Here is a 24518-nt window from a genome sequence, read left to right as displayed (position 1 = left end):
AGAGAATATGGAAGAGGAGAGAGAATGTGCTCTCAATATTCGCCGCCGATCGGCTTGAAATTGGAAGAAACTGCCTCGTGAACTCGCTGGATCGAAAAATTCTTGCTGCGCTCGAAAACAATGGCCGCCTCACGGTGACCGAGCTGGCCGAGCAGGTGGGCCTGAGCCTGTCGCCCTGCCACCGGCGTGTGCGTGCGCTGGAAGAATCGGGCGTGATTCGCGGCTACCGCGCCGAGCTGGACCCCGCGGCGCTGGGGCTGGATTTCTCGTCCCTGGTCTTTGTCACGCTCAAGGACAGCAAGTCCGTGCCTGCGTTCGAGGACGCCGTAGCCCGGCTCGACAATGTGGTGCAGGCTCAGCGCCTGTTCGGTGATCCCGACTATCTGCTGCAGGTCGTGGTGCGCGATCTGCCTGCCTACCAGCGACTTTATGACGAGCAGCTGACCCGGCTGCCCGGCGTGCTGCGCATGACTTCCACGCTGGTGATGAAGCATGTGGTGAGCAACAGACCGCTGACTTCGGCGATGGAATAATCCATGAAAAAGCGCCTGTGATGCGAATCACAGGCGCTTTGATGTAGCCGATTCTGCTCCTGATTTCAGAGCTTATGGCGCTTGCTCATCAATGTTTTTCAGTTTGAATAACTTCAAAACTTATATGAGGAAAGCGCTGCAAGCTCCTGAATCGGGAGCTTCGGAACTCAGGAGCCCAGCTTGAGCGAGCCCTTCATGAGGGCCGAGTGACCGGGGAAGGAACAGAAGAAGGCATAGTCAGTGCCAGCCTTGAGCTTGCTCGCATCGATGTCGAACTTGGTAGTCTCGCCGCCACCGATCACCTTGGAGTGAGCCAGCACGCGTGCATCGCCGGCCTTCACATAGTCGGCGCCAGCACCAGCGGCCATGCCGTCGGTGATCACGGCCTGCATGTCGGCAGCGGTGCTGACCACGATGTTGTGGCCCATTGCGGTCTTGGGCATCTTGCCCACATGCTTGAGAGTCACGCTGAACTTCTTGCAGGACTTGGGCACATCGATGCTTTTGACATTGAACTGCATGGCATCGTTGCTTTCAACGACGGCTTCGCAGCCTGCCGCCATGGCGGGTGCGCTCAGGGCACCGACTGCACACAGGGCCAGGGTCATCAGGATCTTCTTCATTGGCTATTCCTTTTCCTAAAAGCGAAACGGGAACCGCTGTGGCCTTGTCGCCCTCCAGGTTCCGCAGTTCATTCTTTCGGAAACCTGCCCAGCCGGCTCAGTACAACTCATGCTCGCATGGGTTGTACTGTTGCACCTTGCGCTAACTCAATTCGCCGAGCATGCGTGCGTTCACTGCCTTGCAGGTCGCAGCCGGCGTTGCTTGCGCGCTTCAGATCGCCATGTCGTAACCAATGGTGATGGGCGCGTGGTCCGAGAACTTCTCGCCCTTGTAGATGGACTCGGTGCGGGCCAGGGCCGCGATCGCCGGTGTGGCCAGGTGGTAGTCCAGTCGCCATCCCACGTTGTTGGCATAGGCCTGGCCCCGATTGCTCCACCATGTATAGCAGGCATCCGTGGTGTCGGGCTGAAGCTGACGATAGACGTCGACCAGACCGCCGCTGGCCTCGGTCTTGTGCAGCAACTTGCTCATCCAGTCGCGCTCTTCGGGCAGGAAGCCGCTGTTTTTCTGGTTGCCGCGCCAGTTCTTCAGGTCTTCCTTCTGGTGCGCGATATTGATATCGCCGCAGAGCACGAAGTCGCGCTCTGCCTTGAGGTGCATCAGGTGGCTGTGCATCTTGGCGAGAAAGCGGAACTTGGCCTCCTGGCGCAACTCGCCCGAACTGCCGCTGGGAAAGTAGGCGCTGATGATGGAGAACTTGCGGCCGGGCGTGTCGAAGCGGGTTTCGACATAGCGGCCCTCGGCGTCGAACTCGTCGATATCGAAGCCCACGATCACATCGCTGGGCTCGTGGCGGGTGTAGACGCCCACGCCCGAGTAGCCTTTTTTCTCGGCAAAGTGGAAATAGCCCTTCATGCCGGCCAACACCTCGAAGCGCCCGGCCATATCCGAAGCCTGGGCCTTGATTTCCTGGACGCAAATACAATCCGGCGCAGTGGCTTCGATCCAGGCTTCGGCGCCTTTGGTCGTGGCAGAGCGGATACCGTTGAGGTTGAGGCTGGTTAATTTGAACAAGGATGAATCCATGGTGGTGAGTGAGAAGCCAATGGGCGGTGCAGACCGTCTGGCGCAGGATTTTGTGCAGTTTGCCGTCGATGCGGGCGTGCTGCGTTTTGGCGAATTCAAGACCAAGGCCGGGCGCATCAGCCCGTACTTCTTCAATGCCGGCCTGTTCGACGATGGCGCCAAGATGGCCCGTCTGTCCGAATTCTATGCAAAAGCCATTCTGGCCAGCGGCATGGAGTTTGATATGGTCTTCGGGCCTGCCTACAAGGGCATCCCTTTGGCAGCCACGGTGGCGGTGGAACTGGCACGCCAGGGCAAGAACGTACCCTTTGCCTACAACCGCAAGGAAGCCAAGGATCACGGCGAAGGCGGTACTTTGGTGGGCGCTCCCCTCAAGGGCCGCGTGCTCATCATTGACGACGTGATGTCGGCCGGTACGGCCGCGCGCGAGTCGATTGCTATCATCAAGGCGGCCGGTGCCGAGCCGCATGCCGTGGCCATCGCTCTGGATCGCCAGGAAATGGCGACGGAGAATGGCCAGGACGTGCCGCACAGCGCCGTGCAATATGTGCGCAATCAGCTGGGCATGCAGGTCTGTGCGATTGCCAAGCTGGCAGATCTGTTGCTTTATCTCGAGCAGCAGGGCGGGGATGCCGGCCGCGAGCATCATGAGCGCGTGCTGGCCTACCGTCAGCGTTATGGTGTTGAAGACAAGGAATAAACACGCAAATGAAGCAGGCCTTGCATGCAAAACTGAGTTTGTATGTGATAGCTACCGTCTGGGCAGGCGCCATGCCGGCTCAAGCCCAGGCCCCAGCCAATAGCGGCGGTATCTACGCCTGCACGGATGCCAATGGGCGGCGCATCACGGCCGACAGACCTATTGCCTCCTGCGTCGATCGCGAGCAGCGTGTGCTTGGTACCACGGGCGTCGAGTTGCGCCGCGTGGGCCCCACGCTGACCGATCAGGAGCGCAGTGCACAGGAGGCCAAGCGCCGCCAGGACCAGGCCGAGCAGCAACGCCTGCGTGAGGAGCGCTCGCGTGACCGTGCCATGCTGGCGCGCTTCCCCAATCAGGGCGTGCATGACGCCGCCAGAGCCGAGGCGATTGCCCAGGTCAACGATGTGATCGGCGTGGCCCAGCAGCGCCAGGTCGATCTCAAGGAACGCCGCCGCAAGCTCAATACCGAGCTGGAGTTCTATCAGAACGACCCGAAGAAGGCTCCTGCCAATCTGCGCCGTCAGCTGGACGACAACACGGAATCTCAGGCCGAGCAGCAGCGCTTCATCAAGCAGCAGGAAGAGGAAAAGCAGCGCATCAACCAGCGCTTCGATGCCGAGCTGCAGCAGCTGCGCAAGCTATGGGCTGATCTGCAGCCGGCCGCAACGCGCTCGCACTGACGGCTGTGCCTTCAGTCTTCGTGGCCGTCTTTGTGCATGGCCATGACGCGGCCCAGCAGCAGGGTCGCAATCCAGGCCACTCCAGCGATGATCAAGGGCATCTGCACCAGCAGCGGTGCCTGAGCCATGAGCATCAGCGCATCGGCTTGCCACAGCGCCCCATAACCCTTGAACAAGCCATAGGCCAGCCATAGCAGCAGGCCTGCGCTGGCAATGGCGGCCATGCTGCGCATATTGCGGCCGTCACGGCTGCCTGCGGGGATGCGAAGGGCGGTACGCCATAGCCAGCCCACGGCGGCCAGTACCAGCAGCACGCAGGCCGCAACGGACAGCGGCATCCACAACGAAAGAGGAATCAGCGACATGGCGCCGCACTTTAGCCCAGTTGATCCCTGGATGAAAAAGAAAATACCCACCGAAGTGGGCATGCATGAAGAGGCTTGTCAGCGGCTCAGTTTGCGCGCCAGACCACATGGTGGCCCGGCACGGACTGAATGCCCAGCACGGTGGCGTGGTGGGCGAGCAGCTCTTCGAAGGTCTTGGTGATTTCGCTGCTGGCAGTGCTGCCTTCATATTCCGTGGCCACCTGTGTCGCGGTAAAGGAACTGGCTCCAAAGCTTTGCACGATGTTGCGCAGCTTGTCGAGGTTGGGGGTGAACACGGCGTCCATGGCAGCAACTCCTTTTCGGGCAATCAAACCAGTACTGCCCATAGTTTATCCAGCAGTCCGTGTCAGGCAAGAGGGCCTTTGCCCGCATGGCTATTGATTGATGGAGAGCAAGGTGCGAATCACGTCGGAGCGCGTGATGACCCCGATCAGGGTTTTGCCGCGCAGCACGGCAATGAACTGAACGCTGTGCGATGCCAGCTCGTGCAGCAGATCGCCCATGGGTGTGTCTTCCTGCACGCTCATCTCTGGTGCGCGCATCAGTTCCTGGGCTACGGACTGCACTTTGGATGGCCGGCTGCGCAGGCGCTGCCAGAGGTTTTGCTGCTGGCGCGCGCGGTGATCCTGCCAGAGCCAGTCGAACAGGTCGGCGCGCAGCACGCGGCCAATCAGCTCACCTTGCGCATCGACCACGGGAAGGCTTTTGATCAGATGGCGGTGAAACAGCTCGGCGACCTCTTCGAGCGGAGTTTGCGGGCTGACGGTCAGGAGCTTGGCGGACATGACGGTGCCGCAGTTCACGCTGGACAGCCGGCGCTTGATGGCTTCCTCCTCGGCGGCGGCCAGCAGCTCGCCCAGGTCCTCGGGTGTCAGGTTGTAGCTTTGCTCGAAGCGCTGCAACAACTGCTCCAGATCCTGCTCGCTCAGCGCCAGGCGCGTGGTGGGGCGCTGGGTCTTGGTCGCTTGGGGCGGCTGGTGGAGGTAGGGACGGCCGCAGGCACGATGGTAGAGCACGCCGACTGCAGCAAGAACGCCTGAGAGCACGGCCATGGGGATCAGCAGATGCCAGCCCAGCGGCGCCATCTGGGCCGCCGCCAGTACCGTCAGCAAGGCCACGGCGCCACCTGGCGGGTGCAGGGCACGCAGCAGCAGCATCAGGGCAATGGCTCCTGCCACGGCCAGCGCGGCCAGCGAGGTCTGGGACAGCGTGGGAAAGGCCCAGAGCAGCAGCAAGGTATAGAGAGCAGGCACGGTGTTGCCGACGACACAGTTCCAGGGCTGGGCCAGCGGGCTGCTGGGCACGGCGAACACCAGCACGGCCGTGGCGCCCAGCGGTGCGAACAGAAACAGGGTGTTGGGAAAGAAATGCTCGACCAGCCCAACCAGAATGCCTGCCAGCGCGAGACCCAGGCCTGCGCCAATGCTGGCGCGGATCAGCTCTTTCCAAGAAGGGCGCGAGGCCACCGGCCCCAGGCGCTGCCACATTGTTTGCATGACGGACATAGGCTCAGGCTACGGGGCGCAAATTTGATAGCTGCTCCCGCAATGTTGTATTGATTAATGCGGCAATTCTGTCAAAAAAAGCTCCACAGGGTGAGCTGTGGAGCTTTGGCGGGATTGCTCCGCTTCAGGCGGTTGCGGAGGCTTGAACGGCTCCGGCACTCAGCATTTCGGTCAGCGGCTTGCGGTCAGAGGGCTGCTCGCGCTCGCGCAGATCGTCGGGCAGCGTGGAGGCATCGGCGCGGCGGCCCACGGCGATCACGCATTCGGGCACCAGATGCTCGGGCAGGTTCAGCACCTTGCGGGCTTCATCGGCAGAGAAGCCGCCCATGGCGTGCGTGGCCAGACCCATGGCATGGGCCTGCAGCGCCAGATAGCCCCAGGCACAGCCCGCATCGAAGCTGTGCTTGGCGGCGGAAGCCTGCCTGTCCGACAGCAGCACGATCAGCGCGCCGCCATTCAGGCACCAGCGGCGGTTGGCTTCGTTGGGGATCTGCGAGAGCGCCTGCCAGTTCGCGTCGTCACGCAGGGCGTAGGCAAAGTGCCAGGGCTGCTTGTTGCTGGCCGAAGGCGCCCAGCGGGCGGCTTCCACCAGTTGCTCGATCTGGGCAGCGCTCAGTGCTTCAGGCACAAAGGCGCGCGGCGACATGCGCTCGACGAATTGCGCGTGGACGGGGACGGTACTGCTACGGGTGGTGCTCATGGTGATATCGCTGAACTGAAAAGAAAAGGGCCCGCCTGCTGTACAGCGGCGGGCCCGAAACCATAGCGCAAGCTCCGGCCTTTGTGCCGGAGCCGGAAGATCAGGACTTTTGACCCGATTGCGCGCCGATGCCGCGCAGATGGCGCTCCATACGGAACATCACCAGCGCCATCATCACCATCACCAGGCAGGAAATCAGCAGCGTGGCAAAAGCCGTGTCCATGCCCAGAAACTCCCACTTTTCCTCATCGGGGTTGTCGCCGCGCAGCTTGGCGGCCGTGCGGTCGAACGACAGTGTGTAGTTGGTCAGCAAGGTGTTGACGATCTGCGGAGCGGACTGCTGCTGCAGCTTCTTGGCCAGGCTTTCGTTGCCCAGCACCTTCTCCAGCGCCACGGGCAGCCCCTTGATGTAGGCCGCGTATGAACCTTCGCCATGCTCCATCTCGGCTGCCTGGGCACGGTCGTTGATTTCTGAGGCCAGGTTCACCGGATCCATCAGCATGGCGTCTTCGCCCGAAGCCTCGGCGGCTGCCGCAATCGCTGCATCGGCTGCAGCATCTGCGGCGGCACGGGCCATGCGGTCCTCGCGGGTCAGCGAGATGCGGCGAGCCGTCCAGGCGGCATCCACCTCGGCAGCGGCCGCGTCGGCAGCCTCCTTGTCGCAGCAGGAGTTTTCACGTGCCTCGCGCATCTTGATCTGGCGGTTGACATCGTCGGCCGAGGGCAGGGCATCGCCCTTGAGCAGGGGGTGGATGGGATCCAGGCCCTGGCTGCTGTTTTCCGTTTCTACGCGTTTGCGCGCAGCCGTGTCCCGGTAGATGAAGCCACGCAGCAGGCCGTCGGCCTTGCGGAAATCAGGACGCAGGGCGGGGTCGGCCAGACGCTTTTCCATGGGCACGGCGTTGCCGAGGACGCTCAGGTCGCGGCCGGTCTCTTCTTCCATGTACTTGAGGTCGTAGGGCGCATCCTTCCAGTTCAGCGCCGTTGCGCCGGCAGTGGCGATATCGGGCTTCTTGGGCTTGTAGTGGTCCCAGATCCAGTGGCCCATGCCAAACAGCACAAAGATGGAAAAGGCGAGCAAGACAAGACGCAGAACTTGAATCAGCAAATCTTCTGCGCGGCGCAAGAGGGTCAGCATAGGCAGCAAATCCTTGTAAAAAGCTTGAGTGGTCTGCACTTTCAACTATGAAATTGGAAGCGCGTGAATGATCGCGATTGTAGGAAGCGAATCGGAAAGTCGTAATTTGTTACAGCTGAGTCGACACATGCACGCTTCCGTCCCGCCCAGTGCTTGTTTTTGGGCCAGGGACGCCAGTGCGGCTCCTCTGCACTTCACGAAGGGGCGATGCACCCAGATCCTGTAACGGAATTACGAAACCGCTGTAATGGAGTTTTGATGGATCGAGGCTGGATCATGGGTAAGACATCGCTGGATAAATCGAAGATCAAGTTTTTGCTGCTCGAGGGCATACATCCCTCTGCGCTCAAGGTGCTGCATGACGCGGGCTACACCAATGTGGAGGCACTGACCGGCGCGCTGGACGGCGAGGAGCTCAAGCGCAAGATTGCCGATGTGCACTTTGTCGGCATCCGCTCGCGCACCCAGCTCACGGCCGATGTGTTCGCGGCCGCGCAGAAGCTGGTGGCCGTGGGCTGCTTTTGCATCGGCACCAACCAGGTGGATCTCAACGCAGCGCGCGAGCGCGGTGTGGTGGTCTTCAACGCGCCTTACTCCAATACCCGTTCGGTGGCGGAGCTGGTGCTGGGCGAAGCCATTTTGCTGCTGCGCGGCATCCCCGAAAAGAATGCCGTCTCCCACCGCGGCGGCTGGAAGAAGAGCGCGGAGAATTCCTTCGAGATCCGCGGCAAGACGCTGGGCATCGTCGGCTATGGCTCCATCGGCACCCAGCTGTCGGTGCTGGCCGAAAGCCTGGGCATGAAGGTCATCTTCCACGACGTGGTGACCAAGCTGCCGCTGGGCAATGCCCAGCAGAGCAGCGGTCTCAACGAGCTGCTGGCCCAGTCCGACATCGTCACCCTGCATGTGCCCGAGCTGGCCTCCACCAACGGCATGATGGGAGCGGCGCAGATTGCCGCCATGAAGCCCGGCAGCATTCTCATCAATGCATCGCGCGGCACGGTGGTCGATATCGAGGCGCTGGCGGAGTCGCTGCAAAGCGGCAAGCTGCTGGGCGCGGCCATCGACGTCTTCCCCAAGGAGCCCAAGAGCAACAAGGACGAATTCCTGTCGCCGCTGCGCGGCATGGACAACGTCATCCTCACGCCGCATATCGGCGGCTCCACCATGGAGGCGCAGGCCAATATCGGTCTGGAAGTGGCGGAAAAGCTGGTCAAGTACAGCGACAACGGCACGACCACATCGGCCGTCAACTTCCCCGAAGTGGCGCTGCCCGAGCACCCCGGCAACAACCGCATCCTGCATGTGCACGAGAATCGCCCCGGCATTCTCTCTGCCATCAACCAGGTGTTTGCCGACAACGGCATCAATATCGCCGGTCAGTACCTGCGTACCGATGAAAAAGTGGGCTATGTGGTGATCGATATCGATGCCAAGTCCTCGGCGCTGGCGCTGGAAAAGCTCGCGCAGATTGCGGGCACCATCCGCTGCCGCGTGCTGTTCTGAAGCCTTGGCCGCTGAACGGAAAAGGAGACCTTGGTCTCCTTTTTTCATGGACCGGCCATTGGCGATGCCAGGAGCTGGCCCGAACGGCGCGCGACGGACATGGTGTTGCGCGCCGCTGATGCTAGGCTTGTGCCGTTACAGACCCTCCCGCTTGCACAATGAATACACCAATCAAGAGAGAGTTCACCTTTCGTGGCGTGCTGCTTGGCGCGCTCATCACCCTGGCGTTCACCGCCGCCAACGTCTATCTGGGGCTCAAGGTCGGGTTGACCTTTGCCTCGGCGATTCCCGCTGCCGTGATCTCCATGGCGCTGCTCTATCGCTTCAAGGATTCCAACATCCTTGAAAACAATCTGGTGCAGACCCAGGCCTCCGCGGCCGGCACCTTGTCTTCGGTCATCTTTGTGCTGCCGGCATTGCTCATGCTGGGGCTGTGGACGGGTTTCCCGTTCTGGCAGACGGCATTGATCTGCGCGGCCGGCGGCACGCTGGGCGTGCTCTACACCGTGCCCCTGCGCCGCGTGCTGGTGGTGCAGTCCGAGCTGCCCTATCCCGAAGGCGTGGCCGCTGCCGAGGTGTTGCGCGTAGGCGATGAGCAGCGCCATCTTCACGATCCGGAGAACCTGGGAAAACCGCGTAGTTCGGGCTTGCGCGAGCTGGGGTGGGGCACGGGGCTGGCCGCGCTGTTCGGCTTTCTCAGCGGCGGTCTGCGCCTGCTTGGCGATGCCTTCAATTTCTGGATTCCCGCAGGCAGCGTGGCCTTTCGCGTGGCGGCAGGCTTTTCGCCCGCCCTGCTGGCTGCCGGCTATCTGATGGGGGCGGCCGCAGGCATTGCCGTGCTTGCGGGGCTGGCGCTGTGCTGGGGCGTGGTCGTGCCCTGGCTGACGGCCCAGGCTTCTCCTGCGGCCGGCCAGGCGCTCTCCGAGCTGTCCACCCAGCTCTGGGGCAGCAAGGCCCGCTTTCTGGGGGCGGGCGTCATCGGCATCTCGGCGCTGTGGACCGTGGCCACGCTGGCCAAGCCCATTGTCCAGGCGATTCGCAACCAGCCTGCACGCAGCGTTGCCGAGGGGGCCGGTGGCGACGAAACCGACAAGGACATGCCGCGCAGCTGGATGCTGACGATAGGTGCTGCCGCCCTGGGCGTGCTGTTCCTGGTGGTCAATGACTTCATCGCCGGGCATATGCCCGATCTGGCCGCTGGCGCACGCTACGGCCTGGCGGCCTTGTGCGTGCTGTTCGCGGCCCTGTTCGGCTTTCTGGTGGCGGCGGCCTGCGGCTATATGGCCGGTCTGGTGGGCTCGTCGGCCAGTCCCATCTCGGGCATCGGCATCATCGCCACCTTGCTCATGGGCGTGGCCCTGCTGGCGCTGCATGCCCTGGTGCCGGCCTATGCCAGCGCCGTCGCGGGGCAGATGGGCATTGCGCTGGTGCTGTTCATGGTTTCGGCCGTTCTGGCCATGGCTGCGATCTCCAACGACAACCTGCAGGATCTCAAGACCGGCTATCTGGTGGGGGCCACGCCCTGGCGTCAGCAGATCGTGCTCATCATCGGCTGTCTGGTGGGCGCGCTGGTCATACCGCCCGTGCTGGATCTGCTCTACAACGCCTACGGTTTTGCCGGCAGCATGCCGCGTGCCGGCATGGACCCGAATCAGGCCCTGGCCGCGCCACAGGCCACGCTGATGATGCAGATTGCCAGCGGCATCTTCAAGGGCTCGCTGGACTGGAGCATGCTGGGTCTGGGCGTGGCCGTGGGCATTGCCGTCATCCTGATCGATCTGACCCTGCGCAAGAGCGGCAAGGGCGCGCTGCCGCCGCTGGCCGTGGGCCTGGGCATCTATCTGCCGCCCACCATAGGCCTGACGCTGACCATAGGCGCGGTGCTGGGCTGGTGCATTGCCAGAGCCATCAAGGCCTATGCGCAGTGCGGCGGCAAGGACTGGACGGCGGCGGCCGAGGAGCGAGGCCTGCTGCTGGCCTCCGGCTTGATCGTGGGCGAGAGCCTGATGGGCCTGCTGATTGCGGCACTCATAGGCTTCAGCGGCAAGGACGCACCGCTGGCCCTGGTGGGCGAAGGCTTTGCGCCCGCCATGTGGCTGGGCCTGGCCTATTTCGTGGGCCTGTGTGTGTTCTTTTATCGCCGGGTGCTGCGCAAATGAAGACAGGAGGATTCGACGGGGAACAGGCCGAATACCGCCAGGGCAACTTCGGATTCGCCCATGAATGGCTGCAGGAGTTCAAGACGCTGGACGAGGTGCTGGAGCGGCTGGACGCGCTGCGTGCCGCCGACCCTGCACATCGCTACCTCTGCACGCTGGACGATGTGAGTCAGTGCAGCTACACCAGCGGCCATGCGAGCCAGGATGAGCGCCTGTATCTGGACAGTCCCGACGACATGGACTGGGAGGACCCGGCGCAGGAGCAGGCCCTGACGCTGGCTTCGCTGCAGCACCGCGTGGCGCAGCTGCAGCGGCCCGAGCTGGTGCAGGACTGGGCGCAGGTCTGCGGCACGCTGCTGCTGGCTGCGGAGGACGTGGATGCCCTGCTGCAGGCCAACCGCAGGCCCGAGGTGCTGCTCGACGAGGTGGTCTATGTCCAGTGTCTGCCCGTGCCCGACGACGAGCTCATGATTGCGGGCCAGCCCAACGGCTATTTCAGCGCGGACTGGGACAGATTCCAGAACCGCGCCGTCATTCGTCATCTTGCGGCGCAATATGGTTATCGCTTCTTCGGCATGGGCGCCGCCTGGATGGGATTTGTGCGCGCCAGCTTGCCCGATGCGGTGCTGGTCGATCGGCTGATAGAGGATTTGCGCATGCTCTACGGTCAGGGGCTGGACGAGGTGCGGGAACATGCGGGCTGGGCGCAGTTGGCGTCCGTGCTGCTATCACGGCGCACGCTGATGCTCGGCTATGCCGAGGGCTTGGCAGAAGGCCTGGGGCTTGATCAGCCGTCTTCTGAAAGCACTATGAAAAGCTGACAGGGTTGGATTCATGAACGCTGGAGCCGGTCATGAGATGTCCGGTTTCAGCGGTGATGGTTTTATAGTGTGCGGGCTACCCCCGCGGCGCAGGCCGCTTTTTGCAACCAAGGAGAAACCGATGGCAGGTCATTTCGAGTTGAGCAAGAGCAGCGATGGGCAGTTCCGGTTTGTGCTCAAGGCCGGCAACGGCGAGATCATTCTCACCAGCGAGCTGTACAAGACCCGGGCGGCGGCCGAGAACGGCATCGCCTCGGTGCAGACCAACAGCCCGCTGGCCGAGCGCTACGAGAAAAAGACCGCCAGCAATGGCAAGGAGCATTTCAACCTCAAGGCCGCCAACCACCAGGTCATAGGCAGCAGCCAGCTCTATGCCTCGGCGGCCTCGCGCGATGCGGGTATCGAGTCCGTCAGGAAAAACGGCGCGACGACGGTCGTCAAGGATTTGACTGGCACTTAACGCATCGCCGGACAGCACCTGCTGGGAGCGTCGGAGGCCTTTCAGGCCGCTTTGTGATGCCCGTCCACGAACTGCTCTATGGCGCTCCAGAAGCCGTTGGCGCGGAAGATGGTCGAGTGATTCGCCTGGGCGAATGCCTGCACCTGCACAGCCTTGTCCCTGAGGCTGTGCAGCAGGGCGTCGGTGCGCTCGGGCTGCACCACCTGATCGCGTCCGGCGCGCAGCACCAGAATCGGCCCATGGTAATTGCGCAGATGCGCGGCAGAGTCGAACGGGTCGCGCAGCAGCAGTTCCACAGGTAGCCAGCCATACATGCCGCGTACCGTGTTCAGAATGCTGTCGAAGGGCGTGACCAGCACCAACTGGTCCGGCTGGCGCAGGTCGGCCACGGCAGCCGCCACGCCCGTGCCCAGGCTGCGGCCGATCACGGTGATGGGTAGCTCGGGGTGCAGGCGCCTGACCTCATCGAACAAGGCGGCGGCATCGAGCTCCACCAGTTCTTGCGTGGGCTCGCCCTCGCTGGCGCCATAACCGCGGTAGGCCAGCATATAGATATCGCTGTGCGGCAGGCTGCGCGCCAGCTGCTGGCGCCGGTGGGCAATGTTCTCGGCATTGCCGCCAAAGTAGATCACCGCATTGCGCGCCTTGCCATCCGCCGGGTGTAGCTGCCAGCCCCGCAGCAGCACATCGGCGCGTTGCAGCGAGAAATCGGTGCTCTCGGCCGCCACCTGCGTGCCGCCGCCCGGAAAAATCATCTGGCGCTGCTGCGCAAACATATAGCTGCAGATACAGATATAGACCGCCAGGCACAGGGCCAGCAGCCAGAGCAGGGGCTTGAGCAGCTTTGAGAGCATGGAGCGCAAAAGTATGAGGTTTGCGCCGGATTGTGCGCAGATTTGTGTGGGTTTGGTGTGCGCTTTACCTCGGCTTTATGTAAGCGGAGGTTTGAGGAATTGATAGCGGTTGGTGCTGGTGTTGTCTGTGCTTGGGGCTGGTTTGGCTCGTAATTCGGCTTCAGCCCTTCTTCTGGATGACGGAGCTGTCTGTATGCCTGCTTTTTGGGCAAAGAGCCGGCCCCTGCTGCCCACGACCCCTTCGCTGCGTTTCACTTCGCTATGGGGCAACCTGCGCCCTCAAGCTCTTGGGGCTGTACGGCAAAACTCACTGCGCGCTTGCAGCGCTTCGCTCAAACAGGTTGCCGTAAAAGTGATGACGATGCAGTTGCACTCTGCGGTGCAACTGTCAGCCTCAAGAACTTGCCGTCGCAGGCGTGGGCACAAGGGGCAATACTGGATACGGGATAGCTTCTTTGGAAAATTAATAGCTGCTACCGCAATACAGATAAGCGAAAGAAGCCAATTTCGTCATAACTCTCGCAGGCCGTCCGCACCCGCTTCCACCCGTGTGTCAGCGCCTGCGGCACGCGGTTCAGGCTGTGGGCAACGCTGCCGCAGGACAGCGTTGCATCGTGCTCTGACCTGCCGCCGCTTGTTTGAGCGAAGCGCTGCAAGCGCGCAGCGAGTTGGGCGGCACCGCAGACTGAATGGCGTGACGCAGGTTTGCCCGGAGCGAAGCGCAGGGACGCAGACAGTCGGGTTTGTGTTCTTTGCTCACTTTCTTGCACAAGCAAGAAAGTGAGTCGCCAGCCGGGGCGAAATCCCGGCCTCTGTCGCTGGCGACAAAGCAATGCTTTTTTAATAGCTGTCAGTGCCTGAGGTGATCGGGTTGGAGGCCCATTTGACTTGAAGCCTCTGTTTTAGCGACATGCCTGATTAGTGGACAGTGGGCGGGCCTCAGCCCGCCATGCCGACCTACTTTCTGCTACCGGTATGCCGGACCACCAGAAAGTAGGCAAAGAGCCAGCCCCTACTGCCCCCGTTCCTTCGGCTGCGCCTGCGAGGGGATCAGACACCTAACTATCACGCCCCCGGCAAAAAATACCCCGCCTTATGCTGATTCCGCGAACTGCTCACGCACAGCTTCAACCGCGCCTCCATGTACTGCCGCACTTCCGAGCGGTCGCACATCTGGGCCAGGTCTTCCCAATAGAGCAGGCTGGTGAAAGAAGGCTTCGAGGACTCAGCCGCGTCGCCCTCGCTCACTTCTGCGGCGCGCGCAGGGGTGGGAACATAGATAGGTCCATTCACCGGGGCGTAGTGCTGCACCGGGCGGCCTGCGGCTTCTTCCTTGCGGCGCGAGGTCAGCACAAAGTAATGCTGGCAGGCGTCCGCCAGATGGGGCTTCTTGTCGGCGTCGAAGACCTTGTCCAGGCGCTCCAGCCCTTTGGCCACATCGGCGGCGTAAGTCCAGTTGCTCAGGTATTTGGTCTCGATGAACAGAAAGACCTGGCGTGCCGGGTCGGAGATGAGGACATCGGCCAGCTTGCTGCGCAGGCGCTCGTGGCACAGGTAGGCGTGGGTGTCAAACGAGATATGGGGACTTTGAATGCCCAGGTCTTCGCGGCCTGTGACTTCCTGGATGTAGCGGTTGAACTGGACGATGCGCTTGGCATAGCCGGCCGTGAATTCGTTGAAAAAGTAGCCGGCAAAGAACTTGGTGCAGAGGTTGCGTTCTTTTTCAGATTCGATGAGGGAAGCGTTCGAGAAGATCACTGAAATTTTCCTGCGCCGCGCGGCGCAGGGCATGGAGACGGCGGACCTGGATGTCCGGCAAGCAACAAGGCCGCAGGCATGTGCTGCCTGCGGCCTTGAACGGTGGGTTGGCGCCTGGAGTTGGCGGCTTAGGCCAGCTTGGCCTTGAGCAGCTCGTTGACCTGGCCGGGGTTGGCCTTGCCCTTGGAGGCTTTCATGACCTGGCCGACCAGGGCGTTGAAGGCCTTGTCCTTGCCGGCGCGGTATTGCTCCACGTTGGCGGGGTTGGCGGCGATCACCTCGTCGATGATGGCTTCCAGTGCGCCGGTGTCGTTGGACTGCTTGAGGTCCTTGGCTTCAATGATGGAGTCCACATCGGAGCCTTCGCCGGTCCACAGCGCCTCGAACACCTGCTTGGCCGAGTTGTTGCTGATGACATTGCCGTGGATGCGGGCGATCAGGGTGCCCAGCTGCTCGGCGCTGACCTTGACCTGGTCCATGCCGATCTCTTCCATGTTCAGGCGGCGCGAGATCTCGCCCATGATCCAGTTGGACGCCAGCTTGGCCTGGCCGCAGGCCTTGGCGGCGGCTTCAAAGTAGGCGGCCATGGCCTGGCTTTGTGTCAGCGTGGTGGCATCGTACTCGGGCAGGCCGTATTGCTCGACAAAGCGCGCGGCCATGGCGCGGGGCAGCTCTGGCATTTCGGCCTTGACCTGCTCCACCCACTCGGGCGCCACGACCAGCGGAGGCAGGTCGGGGTCGGGGAAGTAGCGGTAGTCGGCCGCGTCTTCCTTGGTGCGCATGGCGCGGGTCTCGCCCGTGTCGGGGTTGAACAGCACGGTGGCCTGCTGGATCTTGTGGCCGTCCTCGATCTGCTCGATCTGCCAGAGGATTTCGTAGTCGATGGCGATCTGCATATTCCTGAACGAGTTCAGGTTCTTGATCTCGCGGCGTGTACCCAGCGGCTGGCCGGGCTTGCGCACGGAGACGTTGGCGTCGCAGCGGAAGCTGCCTTCCTGCATATTGCCGTCGCAGATGCCGATCCAGGTGACGATCTTGTGCAGCTCCTTGGCGTAGGCCACGGCTTCGGCGGTGGAGCGGATATCGGGCTCGGTCACGATTTCCAGCAGCGGCGTGCCGGCGCGGTTCAGGTCGATGCCGGACTGGCCGATGAACTCGTCGTGCACGGACTTGCCGGCGTCTTCCTCCAGGTGGGCGCGCACCAGGCGCACGGTCTTGAGGACGTTGTTCTTGCCTTCTTCCAGATAGAAGCTGACTTCACCGCCTTGCACCACGGGGATCTCGAACTGGGAGATCTGGTAGCCCTTGGGCAGGTCGGGGTAGAAGTAGTTCTTGCGCGCGAAGATGGAACGCGGAGCAATCGTCGAGCCCAGCGACAGGCCGAGCTTGATTGCGCATTCCACGGCCTTTTTGTTCATCACCGGCAGCGTGCCGGGCAGGGCCAGGTCCACGGCGCTGGCCTGGGTGTTGGGCTCGGCGCCGAAGGCGGTGCTGGCACGGCTGAAGATCTTGCTGTTGGTCGCCAGCTGGGTGTGGGTTTCGAAGCCGATGACGACTTCGTAGCCATTGATTAGTTTCACAGTCATGTTCTTGCTTCAAAAAGTGGGCTGTATCCATGGCGCCGCGCATGAAACCGGCGCGGCCCGATCCAGGGACAGCGAGCAAGGGCCGCCCCGCAGCGAGGCTGTCGTCCCCCTTGAGGGGGAAGGCGCGAAGCGACTCAGGGGGTGTTTCATTTAAATGCCGGCGGGGCTCTTCAGGTGGAAGTCTGTCGCTTGCTGGAAGCGGTGGGCCGCGTTCAGCAGTTTGGCTTCGCTGAAGTAGTTGCCAATCAGCTGCAGGCCCACGGGCATGCCGCCGTCGCCGAAGCCTGCGGGCAGGCTGAGACCGGGCAGGCCGGCCAGCGATGCGGGCAGGGTGAAGATGTCTGCCAGGTAGTTGCTGACCGGATCGGCCTTGCCGCCAATGGCCCAGGCCGTCGTCGGCGCGGCCGCGCCGGCGATGACGTCGCAGTCCTTGAACGCGGCCTGGAAGTCGTCGGCAATCATGCGGCGGATCTTCTGCGCCTGCAGATAGTAGGCGTCGTAATAGCCTTCGGACAGCACATAGGCGCCGATCATGATGCGGCGCTTGACCTCGTCGCCGAATCCTTCGGCGCGGGTCTTCTTGTACATATCGTTGAGGTCTTCGTACTTGGCGGCGCGATGGCCGAACTTCACGCCGTCAAAGCGCGACAGATTGGACGAGGCCTCGGCCGGAGCCAGGATGTAGTACACGGGCACGGACAGTTCGGTGCGCGGCAGGCTCACGGGCACCAGCTTGGCGCCCAGCTTTTCGTATTCCTTGAGCGCTGCGTCGACGGCTGCGCGGACATCGTCGGACAGGCCTTCACCAAAGAACTCGGCGGGCACGCCGATGCGCAGGCCTTCGATCGAGTCACCCAGGCGGGCAGCGAAGTCCTCGGCCGGGTAGTCCAGGCTGGTGGAGTCGCGGTCCAGATCGGGGCCGCACATCTCGGAGAGCAGCAGCGCGCAATCTTCGGCACTGCGGCCCATGGGGCCGGCCTGGTCCAGGCTGGAGGCAAAGGCGATCATGCCGTAGCGGCTGGCGCGGCCATAGGTGGGCTTGATGCCGGTGATGCCGCAGAACGAGGCGGGCTGGCGGATGGAGCCGCCGGTGTCGGTGCCGGTCACGGCCGGGGCCAGGCGCGCGGCCACGGCAGCGGCCGAGCCGCCCGAGGAGCCGCCGGGCACGCGCTCGTTGTTCCAGGGGTTGCGCACGGGCTGTGCCGCGTCAAAGCCCACGGGGGCCACGGCCGAGTTCTCGTTGGCGCCGCCCATGGCGAATTCGTCGCAGTTGAGCTTGCCCAGGGTGACCACGCCGGACTCCGCCAGCTTGCGCACCACGGTGGCGTCAAACGGCGATTGGTAGCCCTCCAGCATCTTGCTGGCGGCGGTGGTGGGGAAGTCCTTGGTGACGAAGATGTCCTTGTGCGCAATGGGCACGCCGGCCAGCTTGCCGCCCTTGCCTTCGGCGATCAGGGCGTCGGCCGCCTTGGCCTGGGCCAGGGTGGCGTCTTCATTGATGGCGACAAAAGCGCCCAGGTTCTGGTGCTGCCTGGCGCGGGCCAGGAAATGCTGGGCGGCTTCGGTGGCAGAGACCTGCTTGGCGCGCAGCTGCGCGGCCAGCTCGGCCACGCTCAATTGGTGGAGTTCGGTTTGGCTCATGTTCTTGTGGTTCCGCGCGTTTATTCGATGACCTTGGGCACGAGGAAGTAACCCTTTTCGGCTGCAGGGGCGTTCTGCATGTTGGCGTCGCGGTTATTGCCCTCACTTACCAAATCGTCACGTAGCCGTAAGGCGACGTCCTGGATGGCTGCCACCGGATGTGACAGAGGGCTGACGCCCGAAGTATCCACAGCCTGCATTTTTTCGACGATGCCGAAAAAGTTGTTTAGTTGCGCGAGCATGCGCTTACTTTCGTCTTGTGACAGTTCAAGGCGGGCCAAGTTGGCGATGCGCGCAATGTCTTGATCGTTCAATGCCATAGAAATTATTTAACAGGGCCGCCGCGTGTAAAGCAGTGTTTCTAACCCTGACAGTAGAAGTTATTCACAGGGGATACGGTATTATCTCGGCTTTGCCGCAATACCTCCGTTCGGCTGGTCATTGTGCAAAAAATGCCCACCACCCAGACTCCATTACCTTACATCCCGGCGACGGCCAGCCGATGCGCAAGCCGTGCCTGAGAGGACCCTGAATGTTCGGAGCTTTCCGTCGGTACTTCTCCACCGACCTTGCCATTGACCTTGGCACAGCTAACACCCTGATTTTCGCCCGAGACAAGGGCATTGTTCTGGACGAACCTTCGGTGGTTGCGATCCGTCACGAAGGCGGCCCCCACGGCAAGAAGGTGATTCAGGCTGTCGGCCGCGAAGCCAAGGCCATGCTGGGCAAGGTGCCCGGCAACATCGAAGCTATTCGCCCCATGAAGGACGGCGTGATCGCCGACTTCGTGATCACCGAGCAGATGATCAAGCAGTTCATCAAGATGGTGCATCCGCGCTCGGTGCTGACGCCCAGCCCCCGCATCATCATCTGCGTGCCCTGTGGCTCCACCCAGGTCGAGCGCCGCGCCATCAAGGACGCTGCCGAAGCTGCGGGCGCCACGGCCGTGTACCTGATCGAAGAACCCATGGCTGCCGGCATCGGCGCGGGCCTGCCCGTTTCCGAAGCCTCCGGCTCCATGGTGGTGGACATCGGCGGCGGTACGACCGAAGTGGGCGTGATCTCGCTGGGCGGCATGGTCTACAAGGGCTCCGTGCGCGTGGGTGGCGACAAGTTCGACGAGTCCATCATCAGCTATATCCGCCGCAACTACGGCATGCTGATCGGCGAGCCGACGGCAGAACTGATCAAGAAGCAGATCGGCTCGGCTTTCCCCGGCTCCGAAGTCAAGGAACTGGAAGTCAAGGGCCGCAACCTGTCCGAAGGCGTGCCGCGCAGCTTCACCATCTCTTCCAACGAAGTGCTGGAAGCGCTGACCGACCCCCTGAATCAGATCGTTTCCGCCGTGAAGAATGCGCTGGAGCAGACGCCTCCCGAGCTGGGCGCCGACATTGCCGAGCGCGGCATGATGCTGACCGGCGGCGGTGCGCTGCTGCGCGATCTGGATCGTCTGCTGGCCGAAGAGACGGGTCTGCCCGTGTTGGTGGCCGAGGAGCCGCTGACCTGCGTGGTGCGCGGTTGCGGCATGGCGCTGGAGACCATGGATCGCCAGGGCAGCATCTTCACCAGCGATTAATCGCTGTGCAATGTGGTGTTTTGCGGCACGCGGCATAGTGCGCGTACCGCAGCCACTTCCATGAACAGGGCCTGAGTCCGTGATACGCCTGCATACCGCGCTCTCTTTTTGCATTCCTTCTGATCCGGGAGGCCGTGCGCATGCGGCCATGCCGCGGGAGCACGCATGAGCCTGGACACCCTGGACCACCGCGCTCCATCCCTGTTCAAGCAACAGGCCTCGCGCACTTCCCAGCTTGCCCTCTACAGCGCCTTGGCGCTGTTTTTGATGGTGGCCGACGCGCGCTTCAAGATCACCACGCCGGTGCGCGCGGCCTTGTCGGTGGCGCTGTCGCCCGTGCAATGGTTGGTGGCCCAGCCCGTGCTGGCCTATCAGAACGCCAGCCGCTATGCCGAGGTGCAGCAGCAGGCCGTGGCCCGCGAGGATGCTGCGCGCAAGGAGCTGGTCGTCATGGCTCAGCGCGCCGAGCTGGCCGACGAGTTGATCAAGGAGAACGAGCATCTGCGCTCCATGCTGGAGTTGCGTGAGCGCTCGTTGACGCCGGGGCAGGTGGCCGAGGTGGTCTATGACAGTCCTGACCCCTATACGCGCCGTGTGGTGATCGACAAGGGGCAGGCGGACAATATTGCGCCGGGCTCGCCCGTGCTCGATGAAAAAGGCGTGATAGGTCAGGTCACGCGCGTCTATCCGACGCGTGCCGAGGTCACGCTGCTCATCGATCGCGATCAGGCCATTCCCGTTTTCAACCCGCGCACTGGCGCGCGCAGCGTCGCCTATGGCGATGCATCCTCGACCCGCGCCGGCGGATTGGAGCTGCGCTTCATGCCCAGCAACGCCGATGTACAGGTGGGCGATCTGCTCACCACCAGCGGTATTGACGGGCTTTATCCCACGGGCCTGCCCGTGGCCAAGGTGGTGACCGTGGACCGCCGTGCCGACTCGGCCTTTACCCGCATCTACTGCGAGCCCGTGGGCCGTGTGCAGGGCGTGCGCCATGTGATGGTGCTCAAGCCCCAGGGCCGTACCGAGCATCCCGAGGCCGCCAATATGCAGGCCCAGGCCGATGCCGAGAAGGCCGACCGGGCTGCCAAGGCACGTGGCAAAAAGGAGGCGGCCGCTGCCGAAAAGGAGAAGGCCGCCGCTGAGAAGGCGGGGACCAAGGCCGCCAAGCCTGCAAAGGATCCCGCATGATCATGCCGCGCGGCCAGCAGTTGTTGCTGCCGGTCAATCCTCTGTTCATCGTCGTCACCCTGGTGATAGGCCTGGCCGTCAACATGCTTCCGCTGGGCCGCATCGTCTGGCTGCCGGACATGTTGCTGCTGCTGCTGGCCTTCTGGAGTCTGAATCAGCCGCAGCGCGTGGGCCTGGGTATTGCCTTTGTGCTGGGGCTGATCATGGATGTGGACCGGGCCTCGCTGCTGGGCCAGCATGCCCTGGCCTATACCTTGCTGGTTTTCGTGACGGGCTGGATGAGTCGCCGCCTGCTCTGGTTCTCGAGCCCTGTGCAGGCCCTGCACCTGTTGCCGGTGTTTGCTGCGGCGCACGGCATTCAGGTTCTGCTGCGTGTGGCGACGGGAGGTATCTTCCCCGGGCTGGAGTTTCTGATAGCTCCAGTGATCGAGACCTTGCTGTGGCCTGTGGTCAGCGCTTTGCTGCTGGCGCCGCAGCGCCGTGCGCCGGACAGCGATGAAAACCGGCCTCTGTAGATGAAAGCCCTCTTGAGTCGCTGCGCGCCTTTCCCCCTCTCGCTTCGCGGGGGGGGACGACTGCCTCGCTGCGGGGCGGCCCTTGCTTGCAGTCACTGGCTTGGCGTGCGGGGAGCCTGCGCATGATGGAGATTCGCAACACTGAAGTCGAGCTGCAGCGCTTCCGGATGCGTGCAGTCGTCATGGGCTGCGTGGTGTTCCTGGCGTTCTGTCTGCTGGTCTGGCGTCTGCTGGTGCTGCAGGTCGAGCGCCATGAGGAATTTGCCGAGCGGGCCGAGAGCAATCGCACGGCGGTGGTGCCCATCGTGCCCAACCGGGGCCAGATCCTGGACCGCAACGGCGTGGTGCTGGCGACCAATTACTCGGCCTATACGCTGGAGATCACACGCTCCAAGGTCGAGGATCTGGACGAGACCATCGAAGGGCTGTCCGGGGTCATAGAGATCACGCCGCGCGACCGCCGCAAGTTCAAGCGGCTCATGGATGACTCCAAGAGCTTTGAGTCGATTCCGATCCGCTCGCGCCTGACGGATGAGGAAGTCGCCAAATTCGCGGCTCAGCGTTATCGCTTTCCGGGCGTGGATATCAAGGCCCGCCTGTTCCGCACCTACCCGCTCAAGGAAACCGGCAGCCATTTGATCGGATACATCGGTCGTATCAACCAAAGAGAAAAAGAAGAGATCGACGACTCCGACGATGCGGCCAACTACCGTGGCACCGAGGTCATGGGCAAGCTGGGGGCCGAAAAGAGCTATGAGTTGCAGCTGCACGGTCAGACCGGCTGGGAGGAAATGGAAACCTCGGCTGGCGGCCATGCCGTGCGCCGCCTGGGCAGTCGCCCTGCCACGCCGGGACACAGCCTGCAGCTATCGGTGGACATCAAGCTGCAGAAGATGGTGGAAGACCTCTACGGCAACCGCCGCGGCGTGGCCATCGCCATGGATCCGCGCAACGGCGAGGTGCTGGCCATGGTCAGCAAGCCGACCTACGACCCCAATCTCTTTGTCGACGGCATCGACCAGGAAAGCTGGAAGGCACTCAACGAATCGCTGGACCGCCCTTTGCTCAACCGTTCCATGCGCGGCACCTATCCCGTGGGCTCGACCTACAAGCCCTTTATGGGCCTGGCGGGCATAGAGACCGGCAAGCGCACGCCGGGCACGGTGATCCAGGACGGTGGCTCCTGGACTTTCGGCGGCCACACCTTCCGTTCCGGCCATGCGCTGGGCCCGGTGGATCTGGCGCGCGCCATCCAGCATTCCAGCAACGTCTATTTCTACACGCTGGCCAACGAGATGGGCGTGGATGCGATCCACGACTTCATGAAGCCGCTGGGCTTTGGTCAGATCACCGGCATCGACCTGCCCGGCGAGGTGCGCGGCGTGCTGCCCAGCAAGGAGTGGAAGCGCAAGACCTACAAGCGCGCAGCCCAGCAGCAATGGTTTGCAGGCGAGACGATTTCTCTGGGTATCGGCCAGGGCTACAACAACTTCACCATCCTCCAGCTCTCGCATGCGCTGGCCACGCTGGTCAACAACGGCATGAGCTTCACGCCCCATGTGGGCAAGGAGCTGATCGACTCCGTCACCGGCACGCGCACGGCCATTGTTCAGCCGGCACCCGTCAATCTGGGCTACAAGCAGAGCAATGTCGATGCCGTCAAGCGCGGCATGGTCGGAGTGGTGACCGGCGGCACGGGGCGTGGCGTATTCGGTAGTGCCAGCTATCTGTCGGGTGGCAAGACCGGCACGGCCCAGGCAGTGAGCGTGGGCCAGAAGGAAAAGTACAACGCTGCGCGTCTGGCCGAGTACCAGCGCGACCACTCGCTCTATATCGCCTACGGCCCTGCCGAAGCGCCCAGGATTGCCGTGGCCGTGATTGTGGAGAATGCTGGCTTCGGTGCAGCGGCTGCCGCGCCTATCGCACGCCGCATACTGGACTACTGGCTGGTGGGCAACTATCCCAGCGAGGCTGATATCGCTGCCGTGCGCCAGGGCAAGGCAGGCGCACCGATCGGCACGCCGCGTCGTGTGGAAGATATCTCGGTGCTGTCCGACGACGAAACAGCACCTTGATAAATTGATAGCTGTTAACGCTTGCTGTGTAATGGTTTAACGCAGAAAAGCGTCGTAACCTGTCTTCAGAATCAGCAGGCTGACCACGCCGATGAAAATCGTGCGCACAAAGCCCGTGCCGTGGCGCAAGGCCATCCAGGTGCCAAGCATGCTGCCCAGCACATTGGCCACGGCCAGCGGAATCGCAAAGTGCCACCAGACATGGCCCTTGAGAGTGAATAGCAGCAGTGCCGCGGCGTTGGAGGCCAGGTTCAGCAGCTTGGCGCTGGCCGAGGCGTTGAGGAAGTCATAGCCCAGCAGGCGCACGAACAGGAACACGAAGAAGCTGCCTGTGCCCGGGCCGAAGAAGCCGTCGTAGAAACCGATCAGCAGGCCGATGGCGCTGGCGGTCAGCATCTCGGTGCGGCCTGCCAGGCGCGGCTCGTGGTCGCGGCCCAGCTCTTTTTTGGCCAGGGTGTAGCCCAGCACGCCCAGCAGGATGAAGGGCAGCAGCTTGCGCAGAAAATCGGGCGAAATCAATGTGACAGCCCAGGCTCCGAGAAAAGCTCCCACCAGCGTCGTGCCGATGGCGGGTACCAGCGTGGCCCAGGTGATATGCACACGCTTGCTGTACTGCCAGGCGGAAATGGCCGTGCCCCAGACGGCGGCACTCTTGTTGGTTCCAAACAGCGTGGCAGGCGTGGTGGTGGGGAAGGCTGCAAACATGGCCGGCACCAGAATCAGTCCGCCGCCTCCCACGATGGCGTCAACAAACCCGGCCAGGGCCGAGGCGAGGGAAACAAGAATCCATTCCATGGAGCAAATGCCTGCAATTGGTGCATGCCGTGAGCAACGCGCGTTGCCGCTGGGCGGCGCTGCCGGAGGCGGGATGAAGAAGCCAGGGGAGAGCGGGCTTGAATGCCCGAGGATGGCGCCGGCATTGTCGCACCACAGCCTCAAGCTTGTGCGCAGGCATAAAAAAAGCGCCCACTGTGGGGCGCTTTTGAACGCATCTTTGATGCTTTTATATGTATTGGTCTGGTTGTGTCGAGTTGTCTCCTCGGCCCTCCATGCTGCTTCGTGGAGCAGCGAGAGTGACGAGAAT

24 protein-coding genes are annotated in these 24518 nt (G+C 62.7%); 11 read left to right on the top strand and 13 right to left on the bottom strand.

What is annotated here, in order from left to right:
* The first annotated feature begins 77 nt into the window (after positions 1-77).
* On the top strand, positions 78-533 hold the full coding sequence (locus tag EIC84_RS18450; RefSeq protein ID WP_003070362.1) for an Lrp/AsnC family transcriptional regulator: 456 nt from the start codon (positions 78-80) through the stop codon (positions 531-533).
* A gap of 167 nt (positions 534-700) precedes the next feature.
* Here the strand turns inward: EIC84_RS18450 and azu are convergent, their stop codons facing one another.
* Together azu and EIC84_RS18440 are read right to left on the bottom strand one after the other, a co-directional pair.
* Positions 701-1156: an azurin gene (gene azu / locus EIC84_RS18445; RefSeq protein WP_003070364.1), complete on the bottom strand. Its 456-nt coding sequence runs from the start codon at positions 1154-1156 to the stop codon at positions 701-703.
* Positions 1157-1367: 211 nt separating this feature from the next.
* A complete protein-coding gene (locus tag EIC84_RS18440) occupies positions 1368-2171 on the bottom strand; it encodes an exodeoxyribonuclease III (RefSeq protein WP_003070367.1) in 804 nt (267 codons plus the stop codon).
* Between the two features lie 10 nt (positions 2172-2181).
* On the opposite strand from EIC84_RS18440, the gene pyrE reads away from it, so the two are divergent.
* Positions 2182-2883: an orotate phosphoribosyltransferase gene (gene pyrE / locus EIC84_RS18435; protein ID WP_045839220.1), complete on the top strand. Its 702-nt coding sequence runs from the start codon at positions 2182-2184 to the stop codon at positions 2881-2883.
* Between the two features lie 8 nt (positions 2884-2891).
* A complete protein-coding gene (locus EIC84_RS18430; RefSeq protein WP_003070372.1) occupies positions 2892-3563 on the top strand; it encodes a hypothetical protein in 672 nt (223 codons plus the stop codon).
* Positions 3564-3574: 11 nt separating this feature from the next.
* Here the strand turns inward: EIC84_RS18430 and EIC84_RS18425 are convergent, their stop codons facing one another.
* From EIC84_RS18425 to EIC84_RS18405, 5 genes are all read right to left on the bottom strand, one after another.
* Positions 3575-3928, bottom strand: coding sequence for a hypothetical protein (locus EIC84_RS18425; RefSeq protein WP_003070374.1), 354 nt, complete (start codon positions 3926-3928; stop codon positions 3575-3577).
* A gap of 86 nt (positions 3929-4014) precedes the next feature.
* On the bottom strand, positions 4015-4233 hold the full coding sequence (locus EIC84_RS18420) for a hypothetical protein (protein ID WP_003070377.1): 219 nt from the start codon (positions 4231-4233) through the stop codon (positions 4015-4017).
* Between the two features lie 90 nt (positions 4234-4323).
* Positions 4324-5445, bottom strand: coding sequence for an HPP family protein (locus tag EIC84_RS18415; RefSeq protein ID WP_237704520.1), 1122 nt, complete (start codon positions 5443-5445; stop codon positions 4324-4326).
* A gap of 133 nt (positions 5446-5578) precedes the next feature.
* Positions 5579-6154, bottom strand: coding sequence for a nitroreductase family protein (locus EIC84_RS18410; RefSeq protein ID WP_034363350.1), 576 nt, complete (start codon positions 6152-6154; stop codon positions 5579-5581).
* A 100-nt stretch (positions 6155-6254) separates the two neighbouring features.
* Positions 6255-7292 (bottom strand): hypothetical protein, encoded by a 1038-nt coding sequence (locus tag EIC84_RS18405; protein WP_003070384.1) that lies wholly within the window; start codon positions 7290-7292, stop codon positions 6255-6257.
* A gap of 276 nt (positions 7293-7568) precedes the next feature.
* Here EIC84_RS18405 and serA point away from each other — a divergent pair, with 276 nt between their 5' ends.
* The 4 genes from serA (at position 7569) to EIC84_RS18385 (ending at position 12238) form a co-directional block, all read left to right on the top strand.
* The gene (serA, locus tag EIC84_RS18400) at positions 7569-8798 is read left to right on the top strand and encodes a phosphoglycerate dehydrogenase (RefSeq protein WP_003070385.1); all 1230 of its coding nucleotides are present in this window, start codon (positions 7569-7571) and stop codon (positions 8796-8798) included.
* A gap of 158 nt (positions 8799-8956) precedes the next feature.
* Complete coding sequence (locus tag EIC84_RS18395; RefSeq protein ID WP_003070387.1) at positions 8957-10957, top strand: OPT family oligopeptide transporter; 2001 nt, start codon at positions 8957-8959, stop codon at positions 10955-10957.
* Positions 10954-11778: a hypothetical protein gene (locus EIC84_RS18390; protein WP_003070389.1), complete on the top strand. Its 825-nt coding sequence runs from the start codon at positions 10954-10956 to the stop codon at positions 11776-11778. The genes EIC84_RS18395 and EIC84_RS18390 overlap by 4 nt, the downstream gene beginning before the upstream one ends.
* A gap of 121 nt (positions 11779-11899) precedes the next feature.
* The gene (locus tag EIC84_RS18385; RefSeq protein ID WP_003070392.1) at positions 11900-12238 is read left to right on the top strand and encodes a YegP family protein; all 339 of its coding nucleotides are present in this window, start codon (positions 11900-11902) and stop codon (positions 12236-12238) included.
* 41 nt (positions 12239-12279) lie between these two features.
* Here the strand turns inward: EIC84_RS18385 and EIC84_RS18380 are convergent, their stop codons facing one another.
* The 5 genes from EIC84_RS18380 to gatC form a co-directional block, all read right to left on the bottom strand.
* Positions 12280-13092 (bottom strand): alpha/beta hydrolase, encoded by an 813-nt coding sequence (locus tag EIC84_RS18380; protein ID WP_003070394.1) that lies wholly within the window; start codon positions 13090-13092, stop codon positions 12280-12282.
* A 1065-nt stretch (positions 13093-14157) separates the two neighbouring features.
* Positions 14158-14850, bottom strand: coding sequence for a hypothetical protein (locus EIC84_RS18375; protein ID WP_003070396.1), 693 nt, complete (start codon positions 14848-14850; stop codon positions 14158-14160).
* 128 nt (positions 14851-14978) lie between these two features.
* Complete coding sequence (gene gatB, locus EIC84_RS18370; protein WP_003070398.1) at positions 14979-16436, bottom strand: Asp-tRNA(Asn)/Glu-tRNA(Gln) amidotransferase subunit GatB; 1458 nt, start codon at positions 16434-16436, stop codon at positions 14979-14981.
* Positions 16437-16586: 150 nt separating this feature from the next.
* Positions 16587-18077, bottom strand: coding sequence for an Asp-tRNA(Asn)/Glu-tRNA(Gln) amidotransferase subunit GatA (gene gatA / locus EIC84_RS18365; protein WP_003070401.1), 1491 nt, complete (start codon positions 18075-18077; stop codon positions 16587-16589).
* Between the two features lie 20 nt (positions 18078-18097).
* Entirely contained in the window at positions 18098-18397 is a 300-nt protein-coding gene (gene gatC, locus EIC84_RS18360) for an Asp-tRNA(Asn)/Glu-tRNA(Gln) amidotransferase subunit GatC (protein WP_003070403.1), read from the bottom strand.
* Between the two features lie 212 nt (positions 18398-18609).
* Between gatC and EIC84_RS18355 the strand changes: the two genes are divergently transcribed.
* From EIC84_RS18355 to mrdA, 4 genes are all read left to right on the top strand, one after another.
* The gene (locus EIC84_RS18355; protein WP_003059473.1) at positions 18610-19653 is read left to right on the top strand and encodes a rod shape-determining protein; all 1044 of its coding nucleotides are present in this window, start codon (positions 18610-18612) and stop codon (positions 19651-19653) included.
* 165 nt (positions 19654-19818) lie between these two features.
* Entirely contained in the window at positions 19819-20844 is a 1026-nt protein-coding gene (gene mreC, locus EIC84_RS18350; RefSeq protein WP_003070406.1) for a rod shape-determining protein MreC, read from the top strand.
* Positions 20841-21359, top strand: coding sequence for a rod shape-determining protein MreD (mreD, locus tag EIC84_RS18345; RefSeq protein ID WP_003070409.1), 519 nt, complete (start codon positions 20841-20843; stop codon positions 21357-21359). The genes mreC and mreD overlap by 4 nt, the downstream gene beginning before the upstream one ends.
* 122 nt (positions 21360-21481) lie before the next feature.
* Complete coding sequence (mrdA, locus tag EIC84_RS18340) at positions 21482-23434, top strand: penicillin-binding protein 2 (protein ID WP_003070410.1); 1953 nt, start codon at positions 21482-21484, stop codon at positions 23432-23434.
* 36 nt (positions 23435-23470) lie between these two features.
* On the opposite strand, the gene EIC84_RS18335 is transcribed toward mrdA, so the two are convergent.
* The gene (locus EIC84_RS18335) at positions 23471-24229 is read right to left on the bottom strand and encodes a TSUP family transporter (protein ID WP_003070412.1); all 759 of its coding nucleotides are present in this window, start codon (positions 24227-24229) and stop codon (positions 23471-23473) included.
* Between the last annotated feature and the right edge of the window lie 289 nt (positions 24230-24518).

Source organism: Comamonas sp. A23 (assembly GCF_004522605.1).
Classification (GTDB): Bacteria; Pseudomonadota; Gammaproteobacteria; order Burkholderiales; family Burkholderiaceae_C; genus Comamonas; species Comamonas thiooxydans.
Note: the sequence above shows the minus strand (reverse complement) of the source record. Positions and strands in the feature narration are given on the sequence as shown.